General features: G+C 40.4%; 20 protein-coding genes. 8 read left to right on the top strand and 12 right to left on the bottom strand.

The genetic code is table 11. From position 1 onward, the window contains the following. Nucleotides 1-12: 12 nt before the first annotated feature. Nucleotides 13-1,713 (bottom strand): glutamine--tRNA ligase/YqeY domain fusion protein, encoded by a 1,701-nt coding sequence (locus B9N78_RS09435; protein WP_085101617.1) that lies wholly within the window; start codon nt 1,711-1,713, stop codon nt 13-15. Between the two features lie 432 nt (nt 1,714-2,145). On the opposite strand from B9N78_RS09435, the gene B9N78_RS09430 reads away from it, so the two are divergent. Then, nucleotides 2,146-2,604 (top strand): chemotaxis protein CheX, encoded by a 459-nt coding sequence (locus B9N78_RS09430; RefSeq protein WP_085101616.1) that lies wholly within the window; start codon nt 2,146-2,148, stop codon nt 2,602-2,604. 61 nt (nt 2,605-2,665) lie between these two features. Here B9N78_RS09430 and B9N78_RS09425 read toward each other — a convergent pair whose 3' ends face one another. Further along, nucleotides 2,666-4,960: a sensor domain-containing diguanylate cyclase gene (locus B9N78_RS09425; protein WP_085101615.1), complete on the bottom strand. Its 2,295-nt coding sequence runs from the start codon at nt 4,958-4,960 to the stop codon at nt 2,666-2,668. 130 nt (nt 4,961-5,090) lie between these two features. After that, nucleotides 5,091-5,408 carry a helix-turn-helix domain-containing protein gene (locus tag B9N78_RS09420; RefSeq protein ID WP_085101614.1) on the bottom strand — a complete coding sequence of 106 codons (318 nt, stop codon included), beginning with the start codon at nt 5,406-5,408 and terminating at the stop codon, nt 5,091-5,093. Nucleotides 5,409-5,636: 228 nt separating this feature from the next. Here B9N78_RS09420 and B9N78_RS09415 point away from each other — a divergent pair, with 228 nt between their 5' ends. The 4 genes from B9N78_RS09415 (at nt 5,637) to B9N78_RS09400 (ending at nt 8,878) form a co-directional block, all read left to right on the top strand. Next, complete coding sequence (locus tag B9N78_RS09415) at nt 5,637-6,284, top strand: S24 family peptidase (RefSeq protein ID WP_085101613.1); 648 nt, start codon at nt 5,637-5,639, stop codon at nt 6,282-6,284. Nucleotides 6,285-6,471: 187 nt separating this feature from the next. Beyond that, entirely contained in the window at nt 6,472-6,762 is a 291-nt protein-coding gene (groES, locus tag B9N78_RS09410; RefSeq protein ID WP_085101612.1) for a co-chaperone GroES, read from the top strand. Between the two features lie 43 nt (nt 6,763-6,805). Beyond that, entirely contained in the window at nt 6,806-8,482 is a 1,677-nt protein-coding gene (gene groL, locus B9N78_RS09405; RefSeq protein ID WP_085101610.1) for a chaperonin GroEL, read from the top strand. A 159-nt stretch (nt 8,483-8,641) separates the two neighbouring features. Beyond that, entirely contained in the window at nt 8,642-8,878 is a 237-nt protein-coding gene (locus B9N78_RS09400) for a YegP family protein (protein WP_085101608.1), read from the top strand. Nucleotides 8,879-8,949: 71 nt separating this feature from the next. Here the strand turns inward: B9N78_RS09400 and B9N78_RS09395 are convergent, their stop codons facing one another. Beyond that, on the bottom strand, nt 8,950-9,942 hold the full coding sequence (locus tag B9N78_RS09395) for a tetratricopeptide repeat protein (protein WP_085101606.1): 993 nt from the start codon (nt 9,940-9,942) through the stop codon (nt 8,950-8,952). A 334-nt stretch (nt 9,943-10,276) separates the two neighbouring features. On the opposite strand from B9N78_RS09395, the gene B9N78_RS09390 reads away from it, so the two are divergent. From B9N78_RS09390 to B9N78_RS09380, 3 genes are read left to right on the top strand one after another with little or no spacing between them, the layout of a single operon-like run. Beyond that, nucleotides 10,277-11,515: a M48 family metallopeptidase gene (locus B9N78_RS09390; protein ID WP_085101604.1), complete on the top strand. Its 1,239-nt coding sequence runs from the start codon at nt 10,277-10,279 to the stop codon at nt 11,513-11,515. 36 nt (nt 11,516-11,551) lie between these two features. Next, entirely contained in the window at nt 11,552-12,205 is a 654-nt protein-coding gene (locus B9N78_RS09385) for an L-fuculose-phosphate aldolase (protein WP_085101602.1), read from the top strand. Between the two features lie 14 nt (nt 12,206-12,219). Next, nucleotides 12,220-12,831, top strand: a complete 612-nt coding sequence (locus B9N78_RS09380; RefSeq protein WP_085101600.1) for a MarC family protein — start codon at nt 12,220-12,222, stop codon at nt 12,829-12,831. 3 nt (nt 12,832-12,834) lie between these two features. Here the strand turns inward: B9N78_RS09380 and B9N78_RS09375 are convergent, their stop codons facing one another. The 8 genes from B9N78_RS09375 to tmcC all read right to left on the bottom strand — a co-directional run bounded on the left by B9N78_RS09375 (nt 12,835) and on the right by tmcC (nt 22,630). Continuing rightward, entirely contained in the window at nt 12,835-14,661 is a 1,827-nt protein-coding gene (locus tag B9N78_RS09375) for a response regulator (protein WP_245805536.1), read from the bottom strand. A 462-nt stretch (nt 14,662-15,123) separates the two neighbouring features. After that, nucleotides 15,124-15,669, bottom strand: coding sequence for a chemotaxis protein CheW (locus B9N78_RS09370; protein WP_085101595.1), 546 nt, complete (start codon nt 15,667-15,669; stop codon nt 15,124-15,126). 89 nt (nt 15,670-15,758) lie between these two features. Then, nucleotides 15,759-17,807: a HAMP domain-containing methyl-accepting chemotaxis protein gene (locus B9N78_RS09365; protein ID WP_085101593.1), complete on the bottom strand. Its 2,049-nt coding sequence runs from the start codon at nt 17,805-17,807 to the stop codon at nt 15,759-15,761. Between the two features lie 232 nt (nt 17,808-18,039). Next, nucleotides 18,040-18,384 (bottom strand): Hpt domain-containing protein, encoded by a 345-nt coding sequence (locus tag B9N78_RS09360; RefSeq protein WP_085101591.1) that lies wholly within the window; start codon nt 18,382-18,384, stop codon nt 18,040-18,042. Between the two features lie 66 nt (nt 18,385-18,450). Next, complete coding sequence (locus tag B9N78_RS09355) at nt 18,451-20,115, bottom strand: glycosyltransferase family protein (protein ID WP_085101589.1); 1,665 nt, start codon at nt 20,113-20,115, stop codon at nt 18,451-18,453. A 95-nt stretch (nt 20,116-20,210) separates the two neighbouring features. Next, entirely contained in the window at nt 20,211-20,615 is a 405-nt protein-coding gene (gene tmcA / locus B9N78_RS09350) for an acidic tetraheme cytochrome c3 TmcA (protein WP_085101587.1), read from the bottom strand. Between the two features lie 13 nt (nt 20,616-20,628). Next, nucleotides 20,629-21,945 carry an electron transfer complex ferredoxin TmcB gene (tmcB, locus tag B9N78_RS09345; RefSeq protein ID WP_085101585.1) on the bottom strand — a complete coding sequence of 439 codons (1,317 nt, stop codon included), beginning with the start codon at nt 21,943-21,945 and terminating at the stop codon, nt 20,629-20,631. A gap of 25 nt (nt 21,946-21,970) precedes the next feature. Beyond that, nucleotides 21,971-22,630: a TmcC family electron transfer complex membrane anchor subunit gene (tmcC, locus tag B9N78_RS09340; protein WP_085101584.1), complete on the bottom strand. Its 660-nt coding sequence runs from the start codon at nt 22,628-22,630 to the stop codon at nt 21,971-21,973. Between the last annotated feature and the right edge of the window lie 11 nt (nt 22,631-22,641).

Below are 22,641 nucleotides of genomic sequence, written 5' to 3'. Positions count from 1 at the left end.
CAATAAATAAATTTATTTACCATTCTGCTTTTTTTCAATTTTCTTCCATGTATCTTTAAGAGTCGAAGTTCTGTTAAACACAGGATTTTCAGGAGTAGAATCTTTATCAACGCAAAAATAACCGATTCTTTCAAACTGACATTTAAATCCCGGCTGGACATCACCCAGAATAGGTTCAACATAACACTTAGGTAAAACTCTAAGTGAATCAGGATTTATATGATCTTTAAAATCTGATCCATCTTTATTGTCCATTGGATTTTCTTTGGTGAACAGGTGTTCATACAACCGAACTTCAACTTCCTTTGCATGAGCAACAGAAACCCAATGCAGTGTTCCCTTTACTTTTCTACCGTCTGTGGACCCGCCGCCTTTAGAATCAGGATCATAAGTACAGCGCAGTTCAATAATTTCGCCGCTTTCATCCTTAATAACATCTGTACATTTTATATAGTAAGCATAACGAAGACGGACTTCACGTCCCGGAGCAAGTCTGAAGAATTTTTTAGGCGCATCTTCCATGAAATCATCCCGTTCAATATAGAGAACTTTTGAAAACGGAACCATGCGTGTTCCGGCTTCAGGATCTTCTGGATTATTCTGGAATTCGAACTCTTCTGTTTTATCTTCAGGATAGTTTTCAATGACCACCTTAAGGGGATTGATAACTCCCATATAGCGTGGAGAATGAGCATTTAACTCTTCGCGGACGGAAAACTCAAGAAGAGCAAAGTCAACCATATTAGTTGCCTTGGCAACTCCGATGCGTTCACAAAAATTACGGATTGCAGCCGCAGGATATCCCCGCCTTCTCATACCGGAAATTGTAGACATTCTAGGATCATCCCAGCCGGATACATGTCCTTCTTCGACAAGCTGAATCAGACGGCGTTTACTCATTACAGTATAACTGAGGTTGAGCCTTGCGAATTCGATCTGCTGCGGTCTGTATATACCCAGATTTTCCAGAACCCAATCATATAAGGGACGGTTATTTTCAAATTCCAAAGTACAGACTGAATGAGTTACTTTTTCAAGAGAATCCGAAATACAATGGGTAAAATCGTACATGGGGTAGATACACCACTTATCGCCGGTGCGATGATGAGCCACCTTGCGTATTCTGTATAAGGCAGGATCTCTCATTATGACATTTGGTGAAGACATATCAATTTTAGCACGAAGCAAATGTTCACCATCTGCAAACTCACCGTTTTTCATCCGTTCGAATAGATCAAAATTTTCTTCAACAGAACGTGTGCGATATGGACTGTCTTTGCCGGGTTCAGTCAAAGTGCCTCGATATTCGCGTATTTCTTCAGCACTGAGACTGTCAACGTAAGCCTTGCCGTCTTTAATGAGCTGAACCGCAAATTCATAAAGCTTGTCAAAATAATCTGATGAATAAAAAAGACGGTCGTCCCAGTCAAAGCCGAGCCAGCGAACATCTTCCTGAATGGAATTGACATACTCGACTTCTTCTTTCGAAGGATTAGTGTCGTCAAACCTGAGGTTGCACGTTCCGCCGAACCCTTTGGCAAGCCCGAAATTCAAACAGATGGATTTAGCATGTCCGATATGAAGATAGCCGTTCGGTTCAGGAGGAAAACGTGTTGCAACTCTTCCATCATACTTTCCAGTTTCATTATCTTTCTCAATGATAGCTGCAATAAAATTCTTTGGGACAGTGGATTCTGTAATATTATCTGACATCGATTTATATCCTCGAATGAATTATTAAAAAATTTGACTATGAACTTTTGGACCATGCACAAATCGATTAGGTCTTATCAAATTCAACTACGTTCAACTACGTAAATTTAACAAGGCGGTCAAATTTTCACCAGAAGAAAAAAGCTAGAAAATTTGCCTGTATTTGACAAAACAGTAATATCCTGCATACAAATACGTGCCAATTATACTTGACTTTGTGTTGGCCTATATAGAATTTAACAGTCAAACAGTTAAATTAATTCTAAATAAACCTTGAAATACTTAATAACAACGCGGCAAACGAGAAGCGCCCATAAAGTAACACACTGTTTTTCATTGCCAAAAGGGTTAAAAAGAATGTACTTCTCAAATAATATTATCCGTCAAAAATGATGATTATAAAAAATAAGATTTTTTTTAAGGAGTCTAGTCATGAACGTTGAACTGGCAAAACCATTTATAAAAGCAACCATCGACATTCTCTCTATGATGGCTATGGTCACCCCTAAGGCTGGTAAACCATTCGTAAAAAAAGGAAATGTTGCCTCGGGAGATGTAACTGGCGTTGTCGGATTTACCGGTAGTGTTAATGGAAGCATTTCGATATCCTTTGAAAAAAAATGTGCAGTTAATATCGTAAAAAACATGCTTGGAGATGACATTCAAGATCTTATGCAGGATGTTAAGGATGCCGTAGGAGAAATAACCAATATGGTCTCCGGACAGGCAAGAGCAGGTTTAACTGAACAAGGGTACAAGCTTCAAGGTTCTACTCCGACAGTTATCATCGGGGATAATCATACCATCACGCATGTAACTACTTCCCCCATTATGGCTATTCCGTTTACAACTGAATACGGGGAATTTACGATTGAATTCTGTTTAGACTAAAAAACATCCAACAAACTCGAATTTTATTTTCGGGATTGTCAGGTAAATTTTTATAATTATATTAGTCGGTCATATCAGGTGAAAGTTGAACCTTCACCTGATTCCTGCCTGCATCCTTTGCGGCATAAAGACCAAGGTCCGCCGCTTTGAGCAGGAGTTCCAAAGTATTTATTCTTTCATTCACTGTGGCCGCGCCGATACTCACCGTTATTGTTAGAATCCCTGACCTTGTCTGCATATTAGCTTTTTCAATTTCACTTCTGATTCTTTCAGCCGCCAAAACTGCACCATCAAGATCTGTATCCGGCATGAGAATGGAAAATTCTTCACCACCGATTCGACCGAAAACATCCACATTCCTTAACACTTTAAGGCCAACAACAGATAAGGCTTTTAAGACATCATCACCGGCATCATGACCATAGGTATCATTAACTTTTTTAAAGAAATCAATATCCAGCATCAAAAGCGATAAACTTCTGTTATACCTTTTTGCTTTCTCAACCTCTTCTTCAGCCTTTTCCATGAAAAAACGTCTATTGCTCAGCCCGGTCAACGGATCAGTTGTCGCTAACTTACGGAGTGAATCCTCAGCTTCTTTGCGCTCAGTAACATCTCTGATTGTTCCGACAACCCACCAACTTGCATCCCTTCGGAGCGGTGATAACAGGACTTCAGCCGGAAAAACGCTTCCATCTTTTTTACGCACATTTACAGTAAAAGAACCATGCGATGCGAAAAATCCCTTTCCGTTTCCACCCTGTACAGGGGATACCTCAGGATTATCAGGATTATCTTCAGCCCATACGCAGGAACGCAAATCCCTGCCTATCATTTCATCAGATGAAAAACCGAAAATTTTTTCGGCAGCCGGATTCCAAAAATGAACAAGACCTTTGTCATCCAGCAATATAAGAGCATCCTGAACTGAATCACTTATGCTTTGAAGCATATCCTCTCTGTCCTGCAACTCTTGTAAAGTTTTTCGCTGTGCAGTTATATCAGAGGTAGCTCCGCGAAAACCGGTTACGTTACCTTCGCTATCCAAAACAGGAACACCGTTAAATTCCAACCATAATTTATGACCGTCACGGTTAACAAATGTGGAAACAAGCGAATTGAATGGTCTTCGTTCCTGAGCAGCATCAAGAAATTCTTTTCTAACTTCCCACGAAGACTCTTCATCAACAAAATCAAATGGAGATCTGCCGACCAATTCTTCCGCGCTATACCCCAATATATCCTCTGCCCGTCCGGTTACAAAAATAAAATTTCCCTCAGGCCCGGTCTCCCATATGAATTCACCCGCAGCATCTGTAATATCCAAAAATCTTTTTTCACTTTCCTGCAAGGCATTGCTAATACATTCTTTCTCACTACTGGCAATAGATTTGCGCCAAAGCAGAAATCCACTCCACAAAAAAAGAATTGTAAACAAAAATATAGTAATCCAGATACGCGGCGCGACCAGTTTCCCCGGCGCGACATAAGAAATAATTTTCCAATCTTCATATACTGATCCATACGTATATAAGCCGTTGGAATTTAAAAACTGACCAGTCGGAGAGGAAGAACTGTTATCCAGCTCGGCAGAAAATTGTCTTGCAAACAGCAAGAATTGTTCTAACTTAATAAATTTCAGGTTATAATTGTTGTCTAAACCAATCACCCAATGACCTGAACCATTAAGAAGAAAAATATCCCCGAAGGAATCTTTTGCATAGGATTTCAACAGATTGACCAAAGATCGCCCCGAATAACTGATTTCAACCATTCCAAGTTCTGTCTTACCCTGACCAGACACTTTTTTCAAAAACTTGACCACCGGAGCATGCGGAAATGCAGCTTTGCTATGGTCTATATTCAAATCTAAACTTGAAACATGTACTTCATTCTTCAAACTTAAAACATTCTGAAGATGTTCACGGTTACCTTCACTCTGCGAAAAGTCGCCATAAACACGATCGGATACTCCATTTTTAAAATTGACGCGAACGAGCTCAACCCCTTCTGTTGAGAAAAACCTCATCTGAATACAAATATTTCTTTGGCTTCCAAAAACAGTGAACATAGCTGCAACTTCATTAAGTTTAGAACTCAATGGTACATCTTTATTCAAACTGGTTTCCAGCAAATCGCTAAGGATGCTTACATCCTGAACACCAAGTTCAAACCACGAGTTAAACTGTTTGCAACTATTCATTGTCAACTCAGATTCATGCTTTGAAACACGCAAAAGATATTGCTCTGCATAAGTAGAAATAGCCCAGACTGCCACAGCCAGAATAACTACTGTAACTAATAAATATTTTTTTATACTTTTTTTAAATGGCTTACAGTCTTTTTTGTTACTCATAAAAATTAATCTCTCTACAAAATCAGAGTATTACAGACTACTGATTCAAATTAATCAAAAGGTGACTAGCTAGCAGTTTGACACAATTGGGTGCTATTAAATAAACAAATCTATTACACCTTAAATTCTATTATATCATTTTCGAATCATTCTCAACACATGCGGAAGGATTTCGCATTCTCTGTGCAGTTCTGACCGAAACACCAAATCGTTCAGCAATCTGTGAAGGAGTCGCCCCCTGATCAAAAGCCTGTTTGACCCGCTCGCGAAGTCTGATCTTCTGCAGCTCATCCATATTTGGTACCGAGACTCTCATTCCTCCCCAAAAGTATATTACTCTCTCAGCTCCTTCATGCCCTAAAACTCTTATAAGACCTTCCACGGACATTACCCTCTTATCATTTAAATCAGGAAAATCTAAACTGTTTGAAACGACCCCCAAAATCATAAAGCCTCTCCTAAAAATTAAGTATCCAAATAGATCTTTAAAAGCAGAAAAACACATCCACCGAGAGAGTATATATTAACAATAATTCTTTTTTGCAAGCCATTTTGTAATTAATATTTACCAATTGGTAAATATTAATTACAAAACAGCCAAAATAAGCACAAATATAGAATATAAAAGAGGACAATTTAAAAAAAATAACATACACTATCCCGATAAGGAGGGGATATGAGTTTTTATTTTGATCTTGTTGAAGGTATGAAGAATATGATCGGTCAGGACAAAACATTTGCAAATCCGACTCAGATGGCTAAAGCCTGCGGAGTCGCTCCTAATCAGATTATCCGCTACCTCAAACATGAAAGAGGAAAACATATCCAAGTGATTGCAAAAGTACTGGATAAAATAGGCGCAAAAATAATATTTCCGGCTATCGGTACTGACAATGAAATGGGTAGTTTTCATCATGTTCCCAAGGTTATTGCACGCCCTAGCGATGGCGGAGGAAGCCTGCAGGCTGATGACACTGTAGAAAACACATACGCTTTCAGACTTGATTGGCTAACTAAAAAAGGAAACCCTGACTGTATGAAATTAATGGCAGTAACAGGTGAGTCCATGGCCCCGCGAATTGAAGACGGCGACCATATTTTAGTCGATGAATCACAAAAAGACCTATACGAAGGACGTATTTATGTTGTCCGTATTGATCAGGAAATAGTTGTAAAACGAATTGCTAAAGAGCCTGGGAAAATACTCCTAATGTCTGACAACCCGGAAGCACAACCCAAAAAGATTGAGATCGATTTAAAAGACCCCTCACTCAGCTGGGAGCCTATCGGCAGAGTTCTGTATGTCTCCAAGGATTTGCGTTAGTGGGGAGAAATGATTTTTCAAAAAAAAATCACTCTGATGTTGACAGTTTTCAATAATGTCTTACTTAAGTTCAATCCGTTTAGACCGTAAAACATTCAAATAACATTTTGTCTTTGTCAAAACGGATTATAGGCTTTCGCCTAAACTATAAAATAATATAAAATTATATCTTACTGGAGGATGAAAAATGAAACTGAAACCGCTAGGTGACCGCCTTTTAGTCAAACGCCTTGAAGTGGAAGAAAAAACTGTAGGTGGAATCATTATACCTGACTCTGCTAAAGAAAAACCTCTTAAAGGTGAAATAATTGCTGTGGGACCAGGAAAACTTGACGATTCCGGTTCAAGAATCGCAATCGGCGTTAAAGAAGGTGATATCGTTCTTTTCGCTAAATATGCCGGAACAGAAATTTCAATAGATGGTGTTGATCATCTCGTAATGCGTGAAGACGACATTCTCGCAGTCGTCGCATCCTAGTATTTATAAAATCATACAATTCATTTTTCTAAGGAGATAAAAAATGGCTAAACAGATTCTTTTCGACGCAAAAGCACGTGAAAAACTAAAAATCGGTGTTGATAAACTTGCCAATGCAGTAAAAGTTACACTCGGACCTAAAGGCCGTAACGTTGTAATCGATAAATCATTCGGTTCCCCTGTTATCACCAAAGACGGTGTTTCCGTAGCTAAGGAAATCGAACTTAAAGATAAATTCGAAAACATGGGTGCTCAGATGGTTAAGGAAGTTGCTTCCAAAACTTCTGATATCGCCGGTGACGGTACTACCACTGCAACTATCCTTGCTCAGGCTGTTTTCACCGAAGGTGTAAAACTCGTTGCAGCAGGACGTAACCCAATGTCAATCAAACGCGGTATCGACAAAGCGGTTGAAGCTATCATCGATCACCTCGAAACTCTTGCAAAACCTACCCGCGACCAGAAAGAAATCGCACAGGTCGGTACTATATCTGCTAACAATGACGTAACCATCGGTAACATCATTGCAGAAGCCATGAACAAAGTCGGTAAAGAAGGCGTTATCACCGTTGAAGAAGCTAAAGGCCTCGACACAACTCTTGATGTTGTAGAAGGCATGCAGTTCGACCGCGGTTACCTTTCTCCTTACTTTGTAAGCAACGCTGAAAAAATGACCTGCGAAATGGATGAACCTCTTATCCTTATCAGCGAAAAGAAAGTTTCCAGCATGAAAGAACTTCTCCCGGTTCTAGAACAGGTTGCTAAAATGGGCAAACCTCTTGTCATCATTGCTGAAGACATCGAAGGCGAAGCTCTCGCAACTCTCGTTGTCAACAAACTGCGCGGAACACTCAATGTTGTAGCTGTTAAAGCTCCAGGCTTTGGCGATCGCCGCAAAGCAATGCTGAACGACCTTGCTGCACTGACAGGCGGAGCAGTTGTTTCCGATGATCTCGGACTACAGCTTGAAGGTGTTACCCTTGAAGACCTCGGTTCCGCAAAACGTGTTGTTATCGATAAAGATAACACCATTATCGTTGACGGAGCAGGTAACGTAGATACTATCAAAGCTCGCGTAAGCCAGATTCGTTCAGAAATCGAAGGAACCACCTCTGATTATGATCGCGAAAAACTTCAGGAACGTCTTGCCAAGATCGTTGGCGGTGTTGCTGTAATCAATGTCGGCGCAGCTACTGAAACTGAAATGAAAGAAAAGAAAGCTCGCGTAGAAGATGCACTTAACGCAACTCGCGCAGCGGTTGAAGAAGGCATCGTCCCTGGCGGCGGAACTGCTCTTATCCGTTGCATTCCTGCACTTGAAAATGCAACTGCTTCTGATGATGACGAACTTGCAGGTATCAACATCATCCGCCGTGCTATCGAAGAACCTCTTCGCCAGATCGCTGCGAATGCAGGACTTGAAGGTTCTGTTGTAGTTGAAAAAGTTAAAGCAGCCAAGGATGGAATCGGCTTTAACGCTGCAATCGGCGAATACGAAGACCTTATCAAAGCCGGTGTAATCGACCCTAAAAAGGTTACCCGTATTGCACTCCAGAACGCAGCTTCCGTAGCCGGACTTCTTCTCACCACTGAATGTGCTATCGCAGAAAAGCCTGTGAAAGCTGCAGACGGCGGAATGCCTGCCGGCATGGGTGGAATGGGCGGCATGGGTGGTATGGGCGGCATGGGCGGTATGGGCGGAATGGGCGGAATGTACTAAGCACTCCTTCCAATTCATTCATCGGCTCGAAAACCGATACAATACCCCCGACAGACATATGTTTGTCGGGGGTTCTTTTTTGCCATGGCACTTGACTATACAAGCTAGCATATATAATATTACAAATATAAAATTTATTAATATATATGGTGGGGAAATATGGACAGTCTAACCTTAGTAGACACGGATATTAAAAATGATCCTGAGCATTATCATTTTGAAATATGTCTGGATAAAAATGGAGAGTACCGCTGGATATTGAAATCAGATAATGGAAATATTATCGCAGATAGCGGAAAGGGATATACCACAAAGCAGTCTTGCAAAAATGGAATTGCAATTCTTCAGACAATCAACAGAGCAACGTTGATAACAGATACAGGGAAAGCAAACTAGCCCCTGACAAACAGGGGTTCATCAAGGGATTTCATTCTAAATCAGATAAGACACGATAAAATTCACAAAAATTAAAAATCGAGCTTAATAACTTTAGAAGCATCAGGCTTTTTAACAGCTTCTTTAGTTGCCGGCTTCTTTACATCAGACGAACCGCCGCCAAGATCAAGATTGATCGCCCCCTTAGTTGTGGAACTTGAAGACGCGGAACGTTTAGCCTTCGCGGCTTTCATCTCACCTGAAGTTGTTCCGGGCTTGTACCCTCTTCCAAATATCTTAGGCCCAAGCTGGTCGGAAATTTTCTTAGCATCACGACTAAGAGGGTTAAGCTTAAGAGCTGATGCTGCGGCATCATAGGCTTCAGCATACATTCTCTTTGCAAGAAAAAGTTTAGCCTGACGCACAAACAGACTTTCATTTGCGCCAAAACGGCGGACAATCTCTTTTATGACAGCAAGAGCCTGATCCTGCTCCACAAGCATTTCCCAAGCAAGAAGTATTAAAATATAGGGGCGACTGTCTGTAGGATTCTGCTCTATTGCACGCTCCAGATATTCAATCCCGTCACGGGCAAATCCGGCCTTGACAAATCTTCCGCCAACATCCTGCAAAAGTCCGCGTTCTTCAGGAAAAGCCTCGGTTATCCGGCGGAAATATTTCTTAGCTTCTTTAGCATCTTTGTCTTCAAGGCATTTCTGTCCGGTCAAAATATACTTATCAATCTGATTTTTCTGCTTTCTAATTTTATCGATAGCAGCTTTTTCAATAGCATTTTTAATTGTATCATGAATATGGCGAAGGGCTTTCGATAATTTTTTTTCATGCCCTCGTGTGTATTTTAAACCACGTGGGAGCACGCTTTTGAGTTCTTCCATGGCAAGAAGCTGGCGGAAAACCTCGTCAACAAGAATCCCGATTTCAAATTTTTCACGACCGAAAACCTGACTGTCTGCCAGTTCATCAAGAGAAATGCTCAGCGAAAAAAGACACCTCAAATAATCCTTACGTTGACCATATGATTTAGCACGAGCGACATTTTCCTTGATACTTTTAGGTGAACTCATACAGACTCTCTCCCTCGTAATTCTTTCTAAATAATATTTTAATTCAATAAAACTGAGACATGCAAACTGCTTTTAAACAATTTATAAACTAGCTTATTCAACCAGCTTTAAACATTATAATTCTTCAATCTCTGTTACAACTTGTCAAGCTTCTCGACTAACCTGAAACATAAAAGACATTTCTATCGAAAAATAAGGTATCCTTTTTATCTATTACCAGATTGACGCCTCACTGCCTACAAGGTAGTTTTACGCCCTTGCCAGAAATCTACTATTATCAATTGTAACTGTAATATAGCAAGTTAACCTTAAACTTATAAACATAACTATAAAAATGAACATATACTTTTTTATCATTATTTTTTCTTTGACTGCAGTCTGCCTGATAGGGCTTATTTCCAGACAACTCAACTGCAAAGCTCTTTCTCCGGAATTACCGGATGAATTCAAGGGTACATTCGATGCTGATAAATACCGCAAATCACAAGATTATACTAGAGCGGGTATAGGTTTCGAAAACATATCAAGCATCTTTATGACCTTGGTGACGCTACTGTTCATCATCTGCGGAGGATTCAACCTGCTTGATATATGGGCCGCTAATTTCGGATTTGGTGAAATAGGGACCGGGCTTATTTTTTTTGCAGGACTTGCAATCCTCAGCGACATTATTTCCATACCCTTTGCACTCTACCAGACATTCGTAATTGAAGAAAAATTCGGATTTAACAAAACAGATTTAAAGACTTTTATAATGGATAAATTGAAAGGATATCTGCTCGGCGGAATTCTAGGCGGAGTTCTACTTAGCGGAGTTCTACTTTTTTTCAGTATGGCCGGGCAATTTGCATGGGCTTGGTGCTGGCTGTTTATTGTCGTTGTAACTCTTGCAATTCAATACATAGCTCCGACATGGATTTTACCCCTTTTCAATAAGTTTACTCCGCTTGAAGAAGGAGAACTTAAAGATAAAATTGAACATTTTGCCCAGCAAAACGGATTTAAAATTTCAGGCATTTTCATGATTGACGGTTCCAAAAGATCCACAAAAGCCAATGCGTACTTCACAGGATTCGGCAAAAAAAAACGTATTGCCTTATTTGACACTTTGATAAAAGAACTTTCGACAGATGAGATTGTCGCCGTGCTTGCTCACGAAATAGGCCACAGCAAGCTGGGACATATCCGCAAAATGATCATCATGAGCATAATCAATACAGGCATAATATTTCTGCTGATGTCATTATTCCTTGGCAACAAAGAACTGTTCGCAGCCTTCGGAATGCAGAACATTTCTATTCATGCAGGTCTGATCTTTTTTGCACTTCTTTACACGCCAGTATCAGCAGTTCTCGCTGTTTTCAGCAATGCGAAATCACGTAAACACGAGTTTGAAGCTGATAATTTTGCAGCGGCAACAACCAAGACACCAGCAGCACTTGTCAGTGCTTTGAAAAAGTTATCGGCAAGCAACCTGTCCAACCTGACTCCGCACCCCTTCTATGTGTGGCTTGAATACAGCCATCCACCTGTTTTAAAAAGGATTGAAAATTTACATTCACAACAAATTTAACAGATTATTTCAAATTCACTAATAAGGACACCTGCTATGCTGCTTGAAGAAGAAAGAAAGTTGGTTGTTAAATTTGGTTGCAAAATGCTTGAAGCCGGGCTGACAACAGGAACCGGCGGTAATCTGAGTATTTTAAATCGTGAAAAAGGCTTGCTTGCCATAAGTGCCAGCGGGCTCAACTATCTCGAATCAAGTCCGGCTGATGTAGTTGTTATGGATCTTGAGGGAAAACTTTATGATTCAGAAAGAAAACCTTCGAGCGAGGCAGGATTTCACACTGCTTTATACAAAAAACGTTTTGATGTTAATGCTGTGGTACACACGCATTCCGTTTATGCTACAACTGTAGCCTGCCTTAATATGGAACTGCCTGCTGTGCATTATCTTGTAGGTTTTGCGGGTAAAAAGGTTCCACTGGCTCCATATGCAACGTTCGGGACACCGGAACTTGCCGACCATGTTATCAATACAATTGAAAATTACAACGCGGTTCTTCTTGCAAATCATGGATTAATTACTGTAGGAGCACGCATACAAAACGCATTTGACGCTGCAGAAGAGCTTGAACTTATTGCCAGAATTTATATTCAAGCCTTATCTGTAGGCACTCCGGTAATTGTTCCTGATGAAGAAATGGATAAAGTAATTGAAAAGTTTTCCACCTACGGTCAAGCCGGCGGAAAGAAATAGGATAAAATATTCCCATGCAAAATGAAACAATTCACGCAATAATTGAAATAGCTTTTCCGCTAATCCTTATCATGGACCCGCTTGGCAACCTTCCGGCATGTCTAGCAATGCTCAAAGAGTTCTCTCCGGCACGCCAAAGAAAAATTCTATTTAGAGAGCTTCTGTTTGCACTGGGTATCATCATACTTTTCATGTATCTGGGAGCCGGACTGATGAAGATGCTTAACATTCACCAGTCAACATTGCGCTTGGCAGGCGGGGTCATTCTCTTCATAATTTCAATGAAAATGGTCTTCCCACAGCCTGATAATCAAAAAATAACTCTGGAAAAAGATCCTTTCATTGTTCCGATTGCTGTTCCGCTTTTTGCAGGGCCGTCCCTTTTAGCCGCGGTAATGGTTTACGGGTCAAAAGGAAATGCAGACATGACGGTGCTCACAGGAGTTATGCTCGCTTGGATCGTTTGCTTTGGAATTATGATGGTAGGACCGACTTTAGCCCGTTTCTTGGGTAAAAGAGGGCTGAGAGCCTGTGAAAGGCTTATGGGGCTGATTCTGATTCTTCTTTCAGTACAGATGCTTGAGGACGGGATCGAATTCTATGTCAGAAGTGTATTTACCAATTAATATTTAATTCAGGTACTTGCTGATTATCTTTTCTAATATTTCAGTTCGTATCGGCTTAGAAACAAATTCATTGATACCAAGCAAAGACATTTGTTTGGTATCAATATCTGCATCGTAGGCACTCATTACAACAATTGGAATTTTTACATCGCCTTTTTCCTCGGCACGAATAGTTTTTATAGCTTCAAATCCATTCATCTCCGGCATCTGGACATCCATTAAAACCAAATCATATGAACTGTCTTTTAGGCAGCTTAAGACCTCTAATCCGGTTGTAGCCGTCCGCACGGCATAGCCGCTTTTCTCAAGTTTTTTGCGCATCATAAACTGACTGCTGATATCGTCTTCTGCCAACAAAACGTATTTCTTTACGCCGGAAAAACTATCAACTGAACCGGCTTTTTCTGAGCTGAATCCGGTGATGACCTTGAACCCGATTGTAAAACCATCCTCAGAATTACAATAAATTTCTCCACCAAGTTTGCGAACCGTTTCTATGAATACATCCGAAAGTTGACTGCTATGTGGTTTAATCCCTTCATAGGAAATGTCCCTGATAAAAAAATGAAATTCAGCGTCGTTTTCGGTTAAATTCTGAACTTCAATTCCTGCAACCAGTTTTGTTCCTTGCAAAACAGAAATTCCATTACCTACTAAGCAAAAAATAGCTTGTAAGAATTCACGCCTGTTTCCCGAAATATTTTTCGGGATTTTATTTTCTGTAAAGAACTCAATCTTTTTATTTTCAAGTTCGACTGCAGGGATATACATGTCCAAGATCTTTGAAAAAACTATATTAGAATTAAAAAAAGGGAGCTCTTTATCGCTTGATTCTTCGTGAGAAAAATCATGTAAAAAATAATTCAGTGCATCCTTAAATCTTTCAGCGGACTTTAACGCCTTGGCAGCATAAGATTTGGCTCTTTCAGGCAACTCTTCTTTAGCAAGAGCCTTTATGCTCCCGATTATCCCGACAAAAGGAGTTCTGAGTTCATGACACAAATTATTTAATGAATATGAAACATCACAAGAATTATTCACAGATCTGCGCGTATCATCAATTCTGTTCGCTTCCGCGTCCGCAGATTCTCTGGCTGAACCGATAATAGCGGCAGGCTCGCCTTTATGATTCCGGAACAACGAATGCTTAACAGATAAATCCAATTTCCTGCCATGGCTGTCTTCCATGGGAAGCACAAAATGACTATCTTCACCGGTCTGAGCAACAGTTGAAATATTATCTAAAATTACTGAGGAAATACGATGTGTAAAATAATTATGTACATTACTGCCGACACACAATTCTGGATTATTCACACCTGCATAGTCAGCAAAACTACGGTTAACTTTTAAAAAAGTCCCTTCAAGATCTTCAATAAAAACACCTTCAGAGAAAAGATCCATAACCGCAGTCAAATAATTCTTTTCAAGAGCCAGTTCTTTTTCAATTGTCTTAACATCTGAAATATTTTTAACAGCACCAACTATGCCGACAGCCTTTCCGCCTGAATCGCATACAAGCTTAGCCGTCTCTGCCAGGTATAAATTCTTCCCATCATTAGCTGAAAAGCAAGATTCGCTTTCTTGAATTTTACCACCGCCCAACAAACTTTTCAAAAAAACTTTCCGCTTTAAGGAATCTTCACAGAGAGGAACTATAATACTTTGGTCATCATTTTTATATAAGTTCGGTAATGTCTTAACTAGGTTCTTAAAGTAATCATTGGCATAAATACATTTGCCGCTCAGGTCCGCCCGGTACAATCCTACATCAGAATTATTTATAATGGCAGAATAAAACTCTCGATTTTCGGAGACATGGCGCTCCATCACTCGTCTGACGCCGTACATTATCAAAATTAAAACAATTATCACTCCAATCAGACAAACCAAGGAAGCAGCAGGATTATAATTATACAATATTCCTGCTGAAAACGTTGCGACTAAAGATAATGCAAATAAAATGTAATAAATAATACGGCGCATGACAAAACTATCGCTATTTTTAACTGTAATTATTTTTGAGACACACATTATAAACCATAAAAAAATTTATTTACCATATACTTACGAAAAACTCTATTTCACTACATGTTATATAGCAAGTCTTTATAATCTATTATAACAAGTCATTTAATATACAACACATATTCATATTAGTCTTGCAAACCTTAACAATAAATTAATGCTCTATTTTTAATGTATAAAAAATCCCGCCCCCTTTTTAAGGGACGGGATTTCTACAAACCTTTACTGATAATCTTTGTCTATTTTTGAATATGCGCGGTAAGTTTAAAGGTGAAGAGTCATTCCTTGATCAGGATTCACCTCAGGAGCCGCCTCAACTGAGGGATCATGGTGCACACTCTTAAGCATAGCAAGCTCTTCTAATGATAATATTTTATTAATATCGAGGATTATAACAAATTCATCATCCTGTTTTCCCATACCTCTAATAAAATCAGTCTTGATTGTAGTTCCCATCCTAGGAGGTTGTTCAATCATCCCTTCGGTAAGTTCAATTACTTCTCTGACTGAATCAGCAAGAGCTCCCATAACGGTACTATCACCGTCAAAAAGGACCTCTACAATAATAATACAAGTGTTTATTGTATCTTCAGTCTTACTCATACCGAATTTGAGCCGCATATCAACAACAGGTACGGCGTGACCGCGTAAATTGATAACCCCCCTCATAAACTTAGGAGTTCTGGGAATCCTTGTTATGGGGGTCAATTCCAAAACTTCTCTGACACTTGATATATCAAGAGCATAAATATCTTTATTTAATGTAAATGTCAGATATTGATTCATTGTACTATTTTTTTCTTCACTCATCGGTTTCCTGCTCTATTTAAATAATATTTATCAATTTTATTTCAACATAGCTTAGAGTAATAAAAAAACGAAACTTCATCCAGCAATTATCAGAACTTTTCAAAATCAGTGTCTGAGAAATCTCCACCCATATCAAGAGCTACCCCGGATGATTCTGTTTTAACTTTTTTACCTGAGTCAATAGCTTTAAATTCCTGAACCTTACGAGAAGGTGGACGGTGCGATGGCAAGGCTTTCCTTTGCACATTTGTTTGCGACCCAACCCTGAAGAAGCTCATTACCTGCTGAAGCTGTTCTGCCTGACTCGATAATTCCTCTGAAGTGGAAGCCATTTCTTCAGATGCGGATGCATTCTGCTGAGTAACTTGATCAAGTTGCTGAACAGCCTTATTTATCTGTTCTGCACCGGTAAGCTGCTCATTACTTCCAGCCGCAATTTCCTGAACCAATTCTGAAGTTCGCTTAATATCCGGTACCAACTGATTAAGCATTTCACCGGCTTTTTCAGCAACACTTACACTTGTAGAAGAGAGATCTCCTATTTCCCCTGCAGCTTCTCCGCTTCGCTCAGCCAGCTTTCTCACTTCTGCCGCTACAACGGCAAACCCCTTACCATGCTCGCCTGCTCTGGCAGCCTCAATTGCAGCATTTAAAGCAAGTAAATTTGTTTGACGGGCAATTTCTTCAATTATAGATATTTTTTCCGCTATATTCTTCATTGCAATTACGGCCTGAGTTACAGCTGCTCCGCCTTCTTCAGCCTGTTTTGCTGACTGCAAAGCAATTCGTTCAGTTTCATGCGCATTTTCGGCATTCTGCCTGATATTTGCTGTCATCTCTTCTATGGACGAAGAAACTTCTTCAACATTGGCAGCCTGTTCAGTTGATGATTCTGAAAGACTTTCGGCGGTTGCAGACAATTGTTCACTTCCTGATGCAACATTTTCGGAAGATTTACCTACATCTGCAACAACTGCCGACAATTTCCTTACCATGTCGTTCAAAGCGGCTGCAAGAATTCCTATCTCATCCTTTTGGTCTATATCCAAAGTTCTTGTAAAATCGCCCTTAGCCATCTGCTGCGCGAAAGATACACCCTTGTTGATAGGTCCGGTGATTCCTTTCGTTAAGAGGAAAGCAGTAACAATGCCGATAAGCAAAGCGATACAGGCACCAGTCAGCAGCAGCATATTTGAAAATTCCATTTGACTGAGCATTTTTGCTTCTTGATCCGTACGGGCATTCTGACATTCACTTACAGCTTTACGCGCAGCAACAACCATTTGTTTCTCAGCCTGCACTTGTGACTGCATCAACTTAGTATAATTTATAAAATTTTCTTCATAACTCATCACTACTTTTAAAACAGACTGAGCCAGTGCGATATTTTCCGGTTTTGTAAAGCGTCCACTCATATCATTAATAAGCTTAACAATATTTGCCGTGTCACTTTTAACCATGTCTAAAAACTTACTGTCAGATGAAATTATATATTCTTTTTCATTTTTTCTGACTGTAATAAACCATTTAATAGCTGTATTGGCATCATCCGCTTTTTTAAATTTGTCATCGATACCAGCTTGACTTCTCTGATAAATATTACCGACTTGATCAATTTTTCCGCTATCCAATGCACTTATTATCTGTGACTTTGTTTCAGTCATTATACTGCTTAACTGGGTTTTCTGGGCAGCCTCGATTTGTTCAAGCTCTTTAAGAGTTAAGCGAGCTTTATCCCGCATAACCGCCATAGTTTTAGTACGTTCAGTTACAAGGGATACATAGTCGGCAAATGCTTTCTCGTATTCTACCACAGCCTCTTTAACTGCTGACATCTGATCCAAGTTTATTTTCTGGCTAAATAGCTTGTCTACCTTTTCTATCTGAGTCTTTATGCTCGCAATATTTTTTTGATGATCTTTTAAATAATTCTCATCCTTACGCAGTATAAAATTCTTTTCAATAATCCTCGTTTCAAGAAAGGTTTTAACCATACGGTTAACGTCATCCGCTTTATCTACACGATCCTGAATACCTGTCATACCATCAAAACCGATAAAGGAAATTATGCCTGTCAAGAAAATCATCAGCCCAAAACTAAGCCCTAATTTTAATCCTAATCGCATATTCTTAAACATATCTATCCCCTTGTACGCTTAAATACTAAAAACAAGACTCCAACAACCGAGCAGCCAAACAGCAACTTATCATAATAGTATTTAAGACTAAACATGTTATAACAACATTTTTGCTTTTTATTATTATAAGTATACTTAAAAACTCCTATAACATAAAAAAACTCCTCACGATACGCCCGTAAGGAGTTTTTTTTACAAACCAGTAAAATTGTGCATAACCACCCAAATAATATTAAATCCCTAAATAATCTTTCAGTACCTTCAAAGTGCTTTCCAATTCTCTGGCAATATCCGGCAAAAATTCTTTCACTTTTTCAAGATGATCATGCCTTGCGGCTAATTCTACTGCCTCTGCAACGTCGGCAACTTTCTCAGCACGAATTGTTGCTGAAATTCCTTTAAGAGCATGAGAATATTTAATTACTAAACTCAGGTTATTTGTCTTAGCAGCTTCTAAAAGAGAACCCATCCTTGCGGGGGCATCTGTTAAATAAACACCAAGGATTTCAGCTCCCAGCTCTCTATCACCGCCGAGGTGGTCAAAAAATGCTTGCTCGTTAAAAAGTTCATTAGACATAATGTATCTCAATTTTTTGCGATAAATTTAATTTATAATCTCACCAGTTAAACATTAACTTAATATTTAACACATATTTTTTGGTTTAACTATTTTTAAATATACTTCCACTTCTGATTCTATTTTGCGAACCCAGAACCTTTGACGACATGCAGATATAGCTTTTTTTTCAGAATTACTAAGCTCAGCAAGCCCTTCGTCCAGACGAAAAACTTTCAAGCTGACTATTCCAAGATCCGCGCTGACTCTCCAATCATCAGGATAATGCATGGAGAGGTGGGACAAAAAACCAAGGCGCAAGGATTCAGTCCCGGCTACTCCGGTAAAAAGAGCATCAAGACGCTTATAAATTTCTAAATTCTGCGGATCTAATCGAAGGGCTGCAAATAAACAATGACTGGCACATGTCGGCATATCTGCATCTTCATTAAAAGCCACTCCCGGACTCATTGTAATGCCTATTCTTGAAAGTTCCCGTCCCCAAAGCATCAGCAAGTGGGCATAATCACGCGGACTTTCGACTTTATTAGATTGAGCCCTTGTAATGTACCTAAACCAGAAATACTTAGCTAAATCCCAATTACCGATTTTGCTGCTGCCAATTGACGCAGCCATATTGAAACCGGCATCTTCAACTCCGACAGCATTACCTACATATGTTTGAGCTATTTTCAAAAATTCACTTGTCATACTTTCTTTCGCTAAAATCCGAAACAGAATAGTATCTCTGGGTACGCCGGGGCTTGAAACCATTAAAAGTTCAACCACATTTCTCCAGGTAACAGTAGTATCCCCGGCTTCTGCAAGCACAGCCTTAATCTGTGTAAGTAAAAAAGTATTATCTGATTCATCAATACTGCGAGGGGTTAATCCATACGCAAAATCCAAAATTCTATTCCCCCTGTCAGCAGGCATATGGTCACGCAAAACCCGTTCATAAGCAGCAAGCCCCATTTCTGCGGCCAGCTTAGGGTTATTGCGAAATCTATCAAGTATATCTTTCAGCTCCAGTACATCATTATAAACGGCTATTTCTTTACCTATTTCAAAAAGTTCGCCAAGTTCATCACCTACAAAGGGAGTTACCACGGCGCATCCGCAGGAGCACGCTTCAAACAGTCTGAAATTTACTTCACCGAAAAGAGCTTCGTTAGGAACAATTTTGGTTTGCTTATAAAGAGACATCATCTCAGAATAATTAAGTCCATCCACAAGATTCAAATTGTAGTTGCCTTTCAAAAAATCGACAAACAACTTCCTGGAGGGTCTCTGCGGGGAAACTCTACCTACAAAAGTCATATCATGTTTACGTTTAGTATATGGAATGAGTCCCGGTTCAGTTCCGGTTTCCGGCCCAAGCCTGCCACCCATCCAAGGAACCCAGCAAATTTCAGCAGTACAAACTTTTTCAAGAGCTGAAACATATCTTTTCTGAGTCGTCAGCACCCCGTCGAACATTGATCCATACAAACCATGCCAATGCATATTCATATGAGTATCAACGGACCAGAACAAACGGACACAGTCAATTGACGCCAGCCCGTTTAAAAAAACTCGGCAGCCAAGAGATTCCTGTTGCAAAAGTATATCCGGTGCAAACTCAAGTTTCTCCAGTTCATATAAAACATCCACTTCGCGGACCGTAGTATAAATACAGCGAACGTCATGTCCCGCAGCTTTGAACGCATCAACCATAGGCTTGCGGCAATTTATTAAAAACAACTTCTTCATATATTATTTCTATACTCCAAAGCACATTAACTTAAAAGCCGCCTTTCCATATGGAAAGGCGGCTTTCTTTAATCAATTAATGAGTCAATCCCAGACTAATGCCCGGCAGGAGCAGCTCCGCCGTCTGGATGACATCCGGCGCAAGTTACAGGTCCTTTGTCTTTTTTGATATGACAGTTAATGCAAAGCTTGTGATAAGCGTTACGAAGACTTGTTTTGCCTGCTTCAGCTTTAACCTGATGACAGGATGAACATTTCTGGTCTTCGGAGCTTTCACCTTCAACAACCTTTCCGTCTTTCCATACATGGTGACAGGTTGCACAGTCATCAATTACGGCTTTTTCATTATGCATATCATGCATAAATGGAGCCGCAGGTCTTTCCGGATGAACAAAAGCCGGATCCTTCAGGAAAGTGATTTCATCCTGAGAGAATGCTGGAATCATATAGAGAAAGACACATGCGACAACCGCCGCGACAGTTAATACTCTTTTTAACATTGTAATCTTCCCCCTATTCCACTTCAGGCTTTTCCATCAGATCAAAGATCAGATCGCCGAAGAATTTTATATCCATGCCAAGTTCATAGTAATGGACTAAATCCTCAAGCCCACCGTGGCAGTTATGACAAGGCGCAAGGATAGTCTTTACGCCGGTGGCTTTTAACTGCTCAGCCTTAATCCTGTTACCTTTCATGCGGACATTCTTAAACGGAGGTCCACAGTTGATAACGCCTCCGCCTGCAGCACAGCAATAGTTGTGCTCAAGGTTAGGATGCATTTCAACAACATTATCGCAAAGTGCGTGAGCAAGTTTGCGGGACTCTTCCATCAAACCGCGTCCGCGAATGATGTTACAAGGATCGTGTATGGTGATAGGCTCATGGAACTTTTCACGAATTTTAATTTTACCAGAACTGATGAGTTCCCAGAAAAACTCTACTGAATGAACTACTTCAATGGGATACATTTCCCATCCATCCCAGCGGTTACCCTGATCGTAAACGGAGCGGAATGCGTGACCGCACTCACCCATGACGATACGTTTAACCTTAAGATCTAGAGCAGATTCAAAGTGGCTTTTCTTTAAACGACCCATCATTTCATAATCACCGGTGAACATACACATATCTGAGTTGTCCCAGCCCGGCGAAGTCGGCATAGTGAAATCAACACCGGCAGCGTTCATAATGAATGCGGCCTGATAAATCAGCTGAGTACGGAATTTAGGTTCCGGAGCGATAACGGAATAGTATATCTCTGCGCCTTCCTTGTCTAAAGGAATGCGAAGTTCCGGCATTTCATCTCTTGCTTCATCTTCCTGCCATTGCAGGGTATCAATCCACTCGTCATCTTTAAGCCACATCTGGTTCATTGTAGCAGAATGACTGTGCGCAGTATCCTGAATATACTGAGGGGTTACACCTAATTTGTGACACATACGTCTCACAACACTCATGATGTAGCCTGTATCAATTCCCAGAGGACAATAATGAACACAGCGGCGACAGAGGTTACACTCTGTATATGAAATCTGAGCCATCTGATAAACGAACTCAGGAGTTACTTTACAATTATTGCGCAATATCTCGCCCATTGTCTGATGAACCTTACCTGCGGGAGAGTAGGAAGGGTCACCGTCATGGGACATATAGTAATGGCAGGCTTCGGAGCACATACCGCAGCGCATGCAGGTTTCTGCATACAGCTTCAGCTTTGTTCCGGTTTCTCCTTCGAGAACCTGCTTAAGAACTGTTTCGATGCGCTCAGGCGTCAGACGGGACACGCCCCGCTCGAGCCCGGCATCCTCAATTTTCCTATCGAATGTCATTTCAATACTCCTTGTGGGGATGTGGTTACCAATCCTTTGTGTGGCGTACTCCGCCGAACTCGGACCCCATGTAAGCTCTGGTAAATACTCCGAACAACATGTGACTGAGTCTGGAGAAAGGAATGCTTATCAGCATAATTTCTCCGCAAAGGATATGCAGTATAAGCATTGCCTTGGGGCTTCCGATCTGGTGGTATGCCAGAATACCGAAAAGGAAAGTTAAAGCTGGAATAGTCAAAGCTACCCAGTCCTTACCGGTAGTCAGGAAACGTACATCACGCTGCAAAAAGCGGCGCAGTCCAAAATAAACGCAGCAAGCTACGAGCAAAATGGCCATGATGTCGGCAACAGTATCCGGGAGAGTCGGCCAGCTAATGCCGAAGAACTGATCCCAGAGAACCACGTGTCCCAGAAGGAACAATGGAACAACGACAAGACAGATATGAAAAACAAAAGTTACCAGAGTGGTATAAGGATTGCTCTGCCAACCGAGGGTTCCTACAGGATTGAGCCAGTGCAGAATAGAACGCATTCCGAACTTGAAACTCATATAGTGCAAGGACGAACCGTCCTTCTTTTTAGCAAGCTGGTACATTGAAACCATCTTGTATATGGAACCTAGAATAAACACGCCCCAAGCGATCCACGCCAGAGGGCCTACTACGAATGCATAAAAAGAGTTCATGCGTATTGCCT

The sequence above is a fragment of the Desulfovibrio gilichinskyi genome (assembly GCF_900177375.1).
Lineage (GTDB): Bacteria > Desulfobacterota > Desulfovibrionia > Desulfovibrionales > Desulfovibrionaceae > Maridesulfovibrio > Maridesulfovibrio gilichinskyi.
This window is presented reverse-complemented; position numbering and strand designations above follow the sequence as displayed.

Coding starts and splice junctions, on each gene's coding strand:
- B9N78_RS09435 (WP_085101617.1), bottom strand. CDS start 1,713: ATGTCAGATAATATTACAGAATCCACTGTCCCAAAGAATTTTATTGCA.
- B9N78_RS09430 (WP_085101616.1), top strand. CDS start 2,146: ATGAACGTTGAACTGGCAAAACCATTTATAAAAGCAACCATCGACATT.
- B9N78_RS09425 (WP_085101615.1), bottom strand. CDS start 4,960: ATGAGTAACAAAAAAGACTGTAAGCCATTTAAAAAAAGTATAAAAAAA.
- B9N78_RS09420 (WP_085101614.1), bottom strand. CDS start 5,408: ATGATTTTGGGGGTCGTTTCAAACAGTTTAGATTTTCCTGATTTAAAT.
- B9N78_RS09415 (WP_085101613.1), top strand. CDS start 5,637: ATGAGTTTTTATTTTGATCTTGTTGAAGGTATGAAGAATATGATCGGT.
- groES (WP_085101612.1), top strand. CDS start 6,472: ATGAAACTGAAACCGCTAGGTGACCGCCTTTTAGTCAAACGCCTTGAA.
- groL (WP_085101610.1), top strand. CDS start 6,806: ATGGCTAAACAGATTCTTTTCGACGCAAAAGCACGTGAAAAACTAAAA.
- B9N78_RS09400 (WP_085101608.1), top strand. CDS start 8,642: ATGGACAGTCTAACCTTAGTAGACACGGATATTAAAAATGATCCTGAG.
- B9N78_RS09395 (WP_085101606.1), bottom strand. CDS start 9,942: ATGAGTTCACCTAAAAGTATCAAGGAAAATGTCGCTCGTGCTAAATCA.
- B9N78_RS09390 (WP_085101604.1), top strand. CDS start 10,277: ATGAACATATACTTTTTTATCATTATTTTTTCTTTGACTGCAGTCTGC.
- B9N78_RS09385 (WP_085101602.1), top strand. CDS start 11,552: ATGCTGCTTGAAGAAGAAAGAAAGTTGGTTGTTAAATTTGGTTGCAAA.
- B9N78_RS09380 (WP_085101600.1), top strand. CDS start 12,220: ATGCAAAATGAAACAATTCACGCAATAATTGAAATAGCTTTTCCGCTA.
- B9N78_RS09375 (WP_245805536.1), bottom strand. CDS start 14,661: ATGGAGCGCCATGTCTCCGAAAATCGAGAGTTTTATTCTGCCATTATA.
- B9N78_RS09370 (WP_085101595.1), bottom strand. CDS start 15,669: ATGAGTGAAGAAAAAAATAGTACAATGAATCAATATCTGACATTTACA.
- B9N78_RS09365 (WP_085101593.1), bottom strand. CDS start 17,807: ATGTTTAAGAATATGCGATTAGGATTAAAATTAGGGCTTAGTTTTGGG.
- B9N78_RS09360 (WP_085101591.1), bottom strand. CDS start 18,384: ATGTCTAATGAACTTTTTAACGAGCAAGCATTTTTTGACCACCTCGGC.
- B9N78_RS09355 (WP_085101589.1), bottom strand. CDS start 20,115: ATGAAGAAGTTGTTTTTAATAAATTGCCGCAAGCCTATGGTTGATGCG.
- tmcA (WP_085101587.1), bottom strand. CDS start 20,615: ATGTTAAAAAGAGTATTAACTGTCGCGGCGGTTGTCGCATGTGTCTTT.
- tmcB (WP_085101585.1), bottom strand. CDS start 21,945: ATGACATTCGATAGGAAAATTGAGGATGCCGGGCTCGAGCGGGGCGTG.
- tmcC (WP_085101584.1), bottom strand. CDS start 22,630: ATGAACTCTTTTTATGCATTCGTAGTAGGCCCTCTGGCGTGGATCGCT.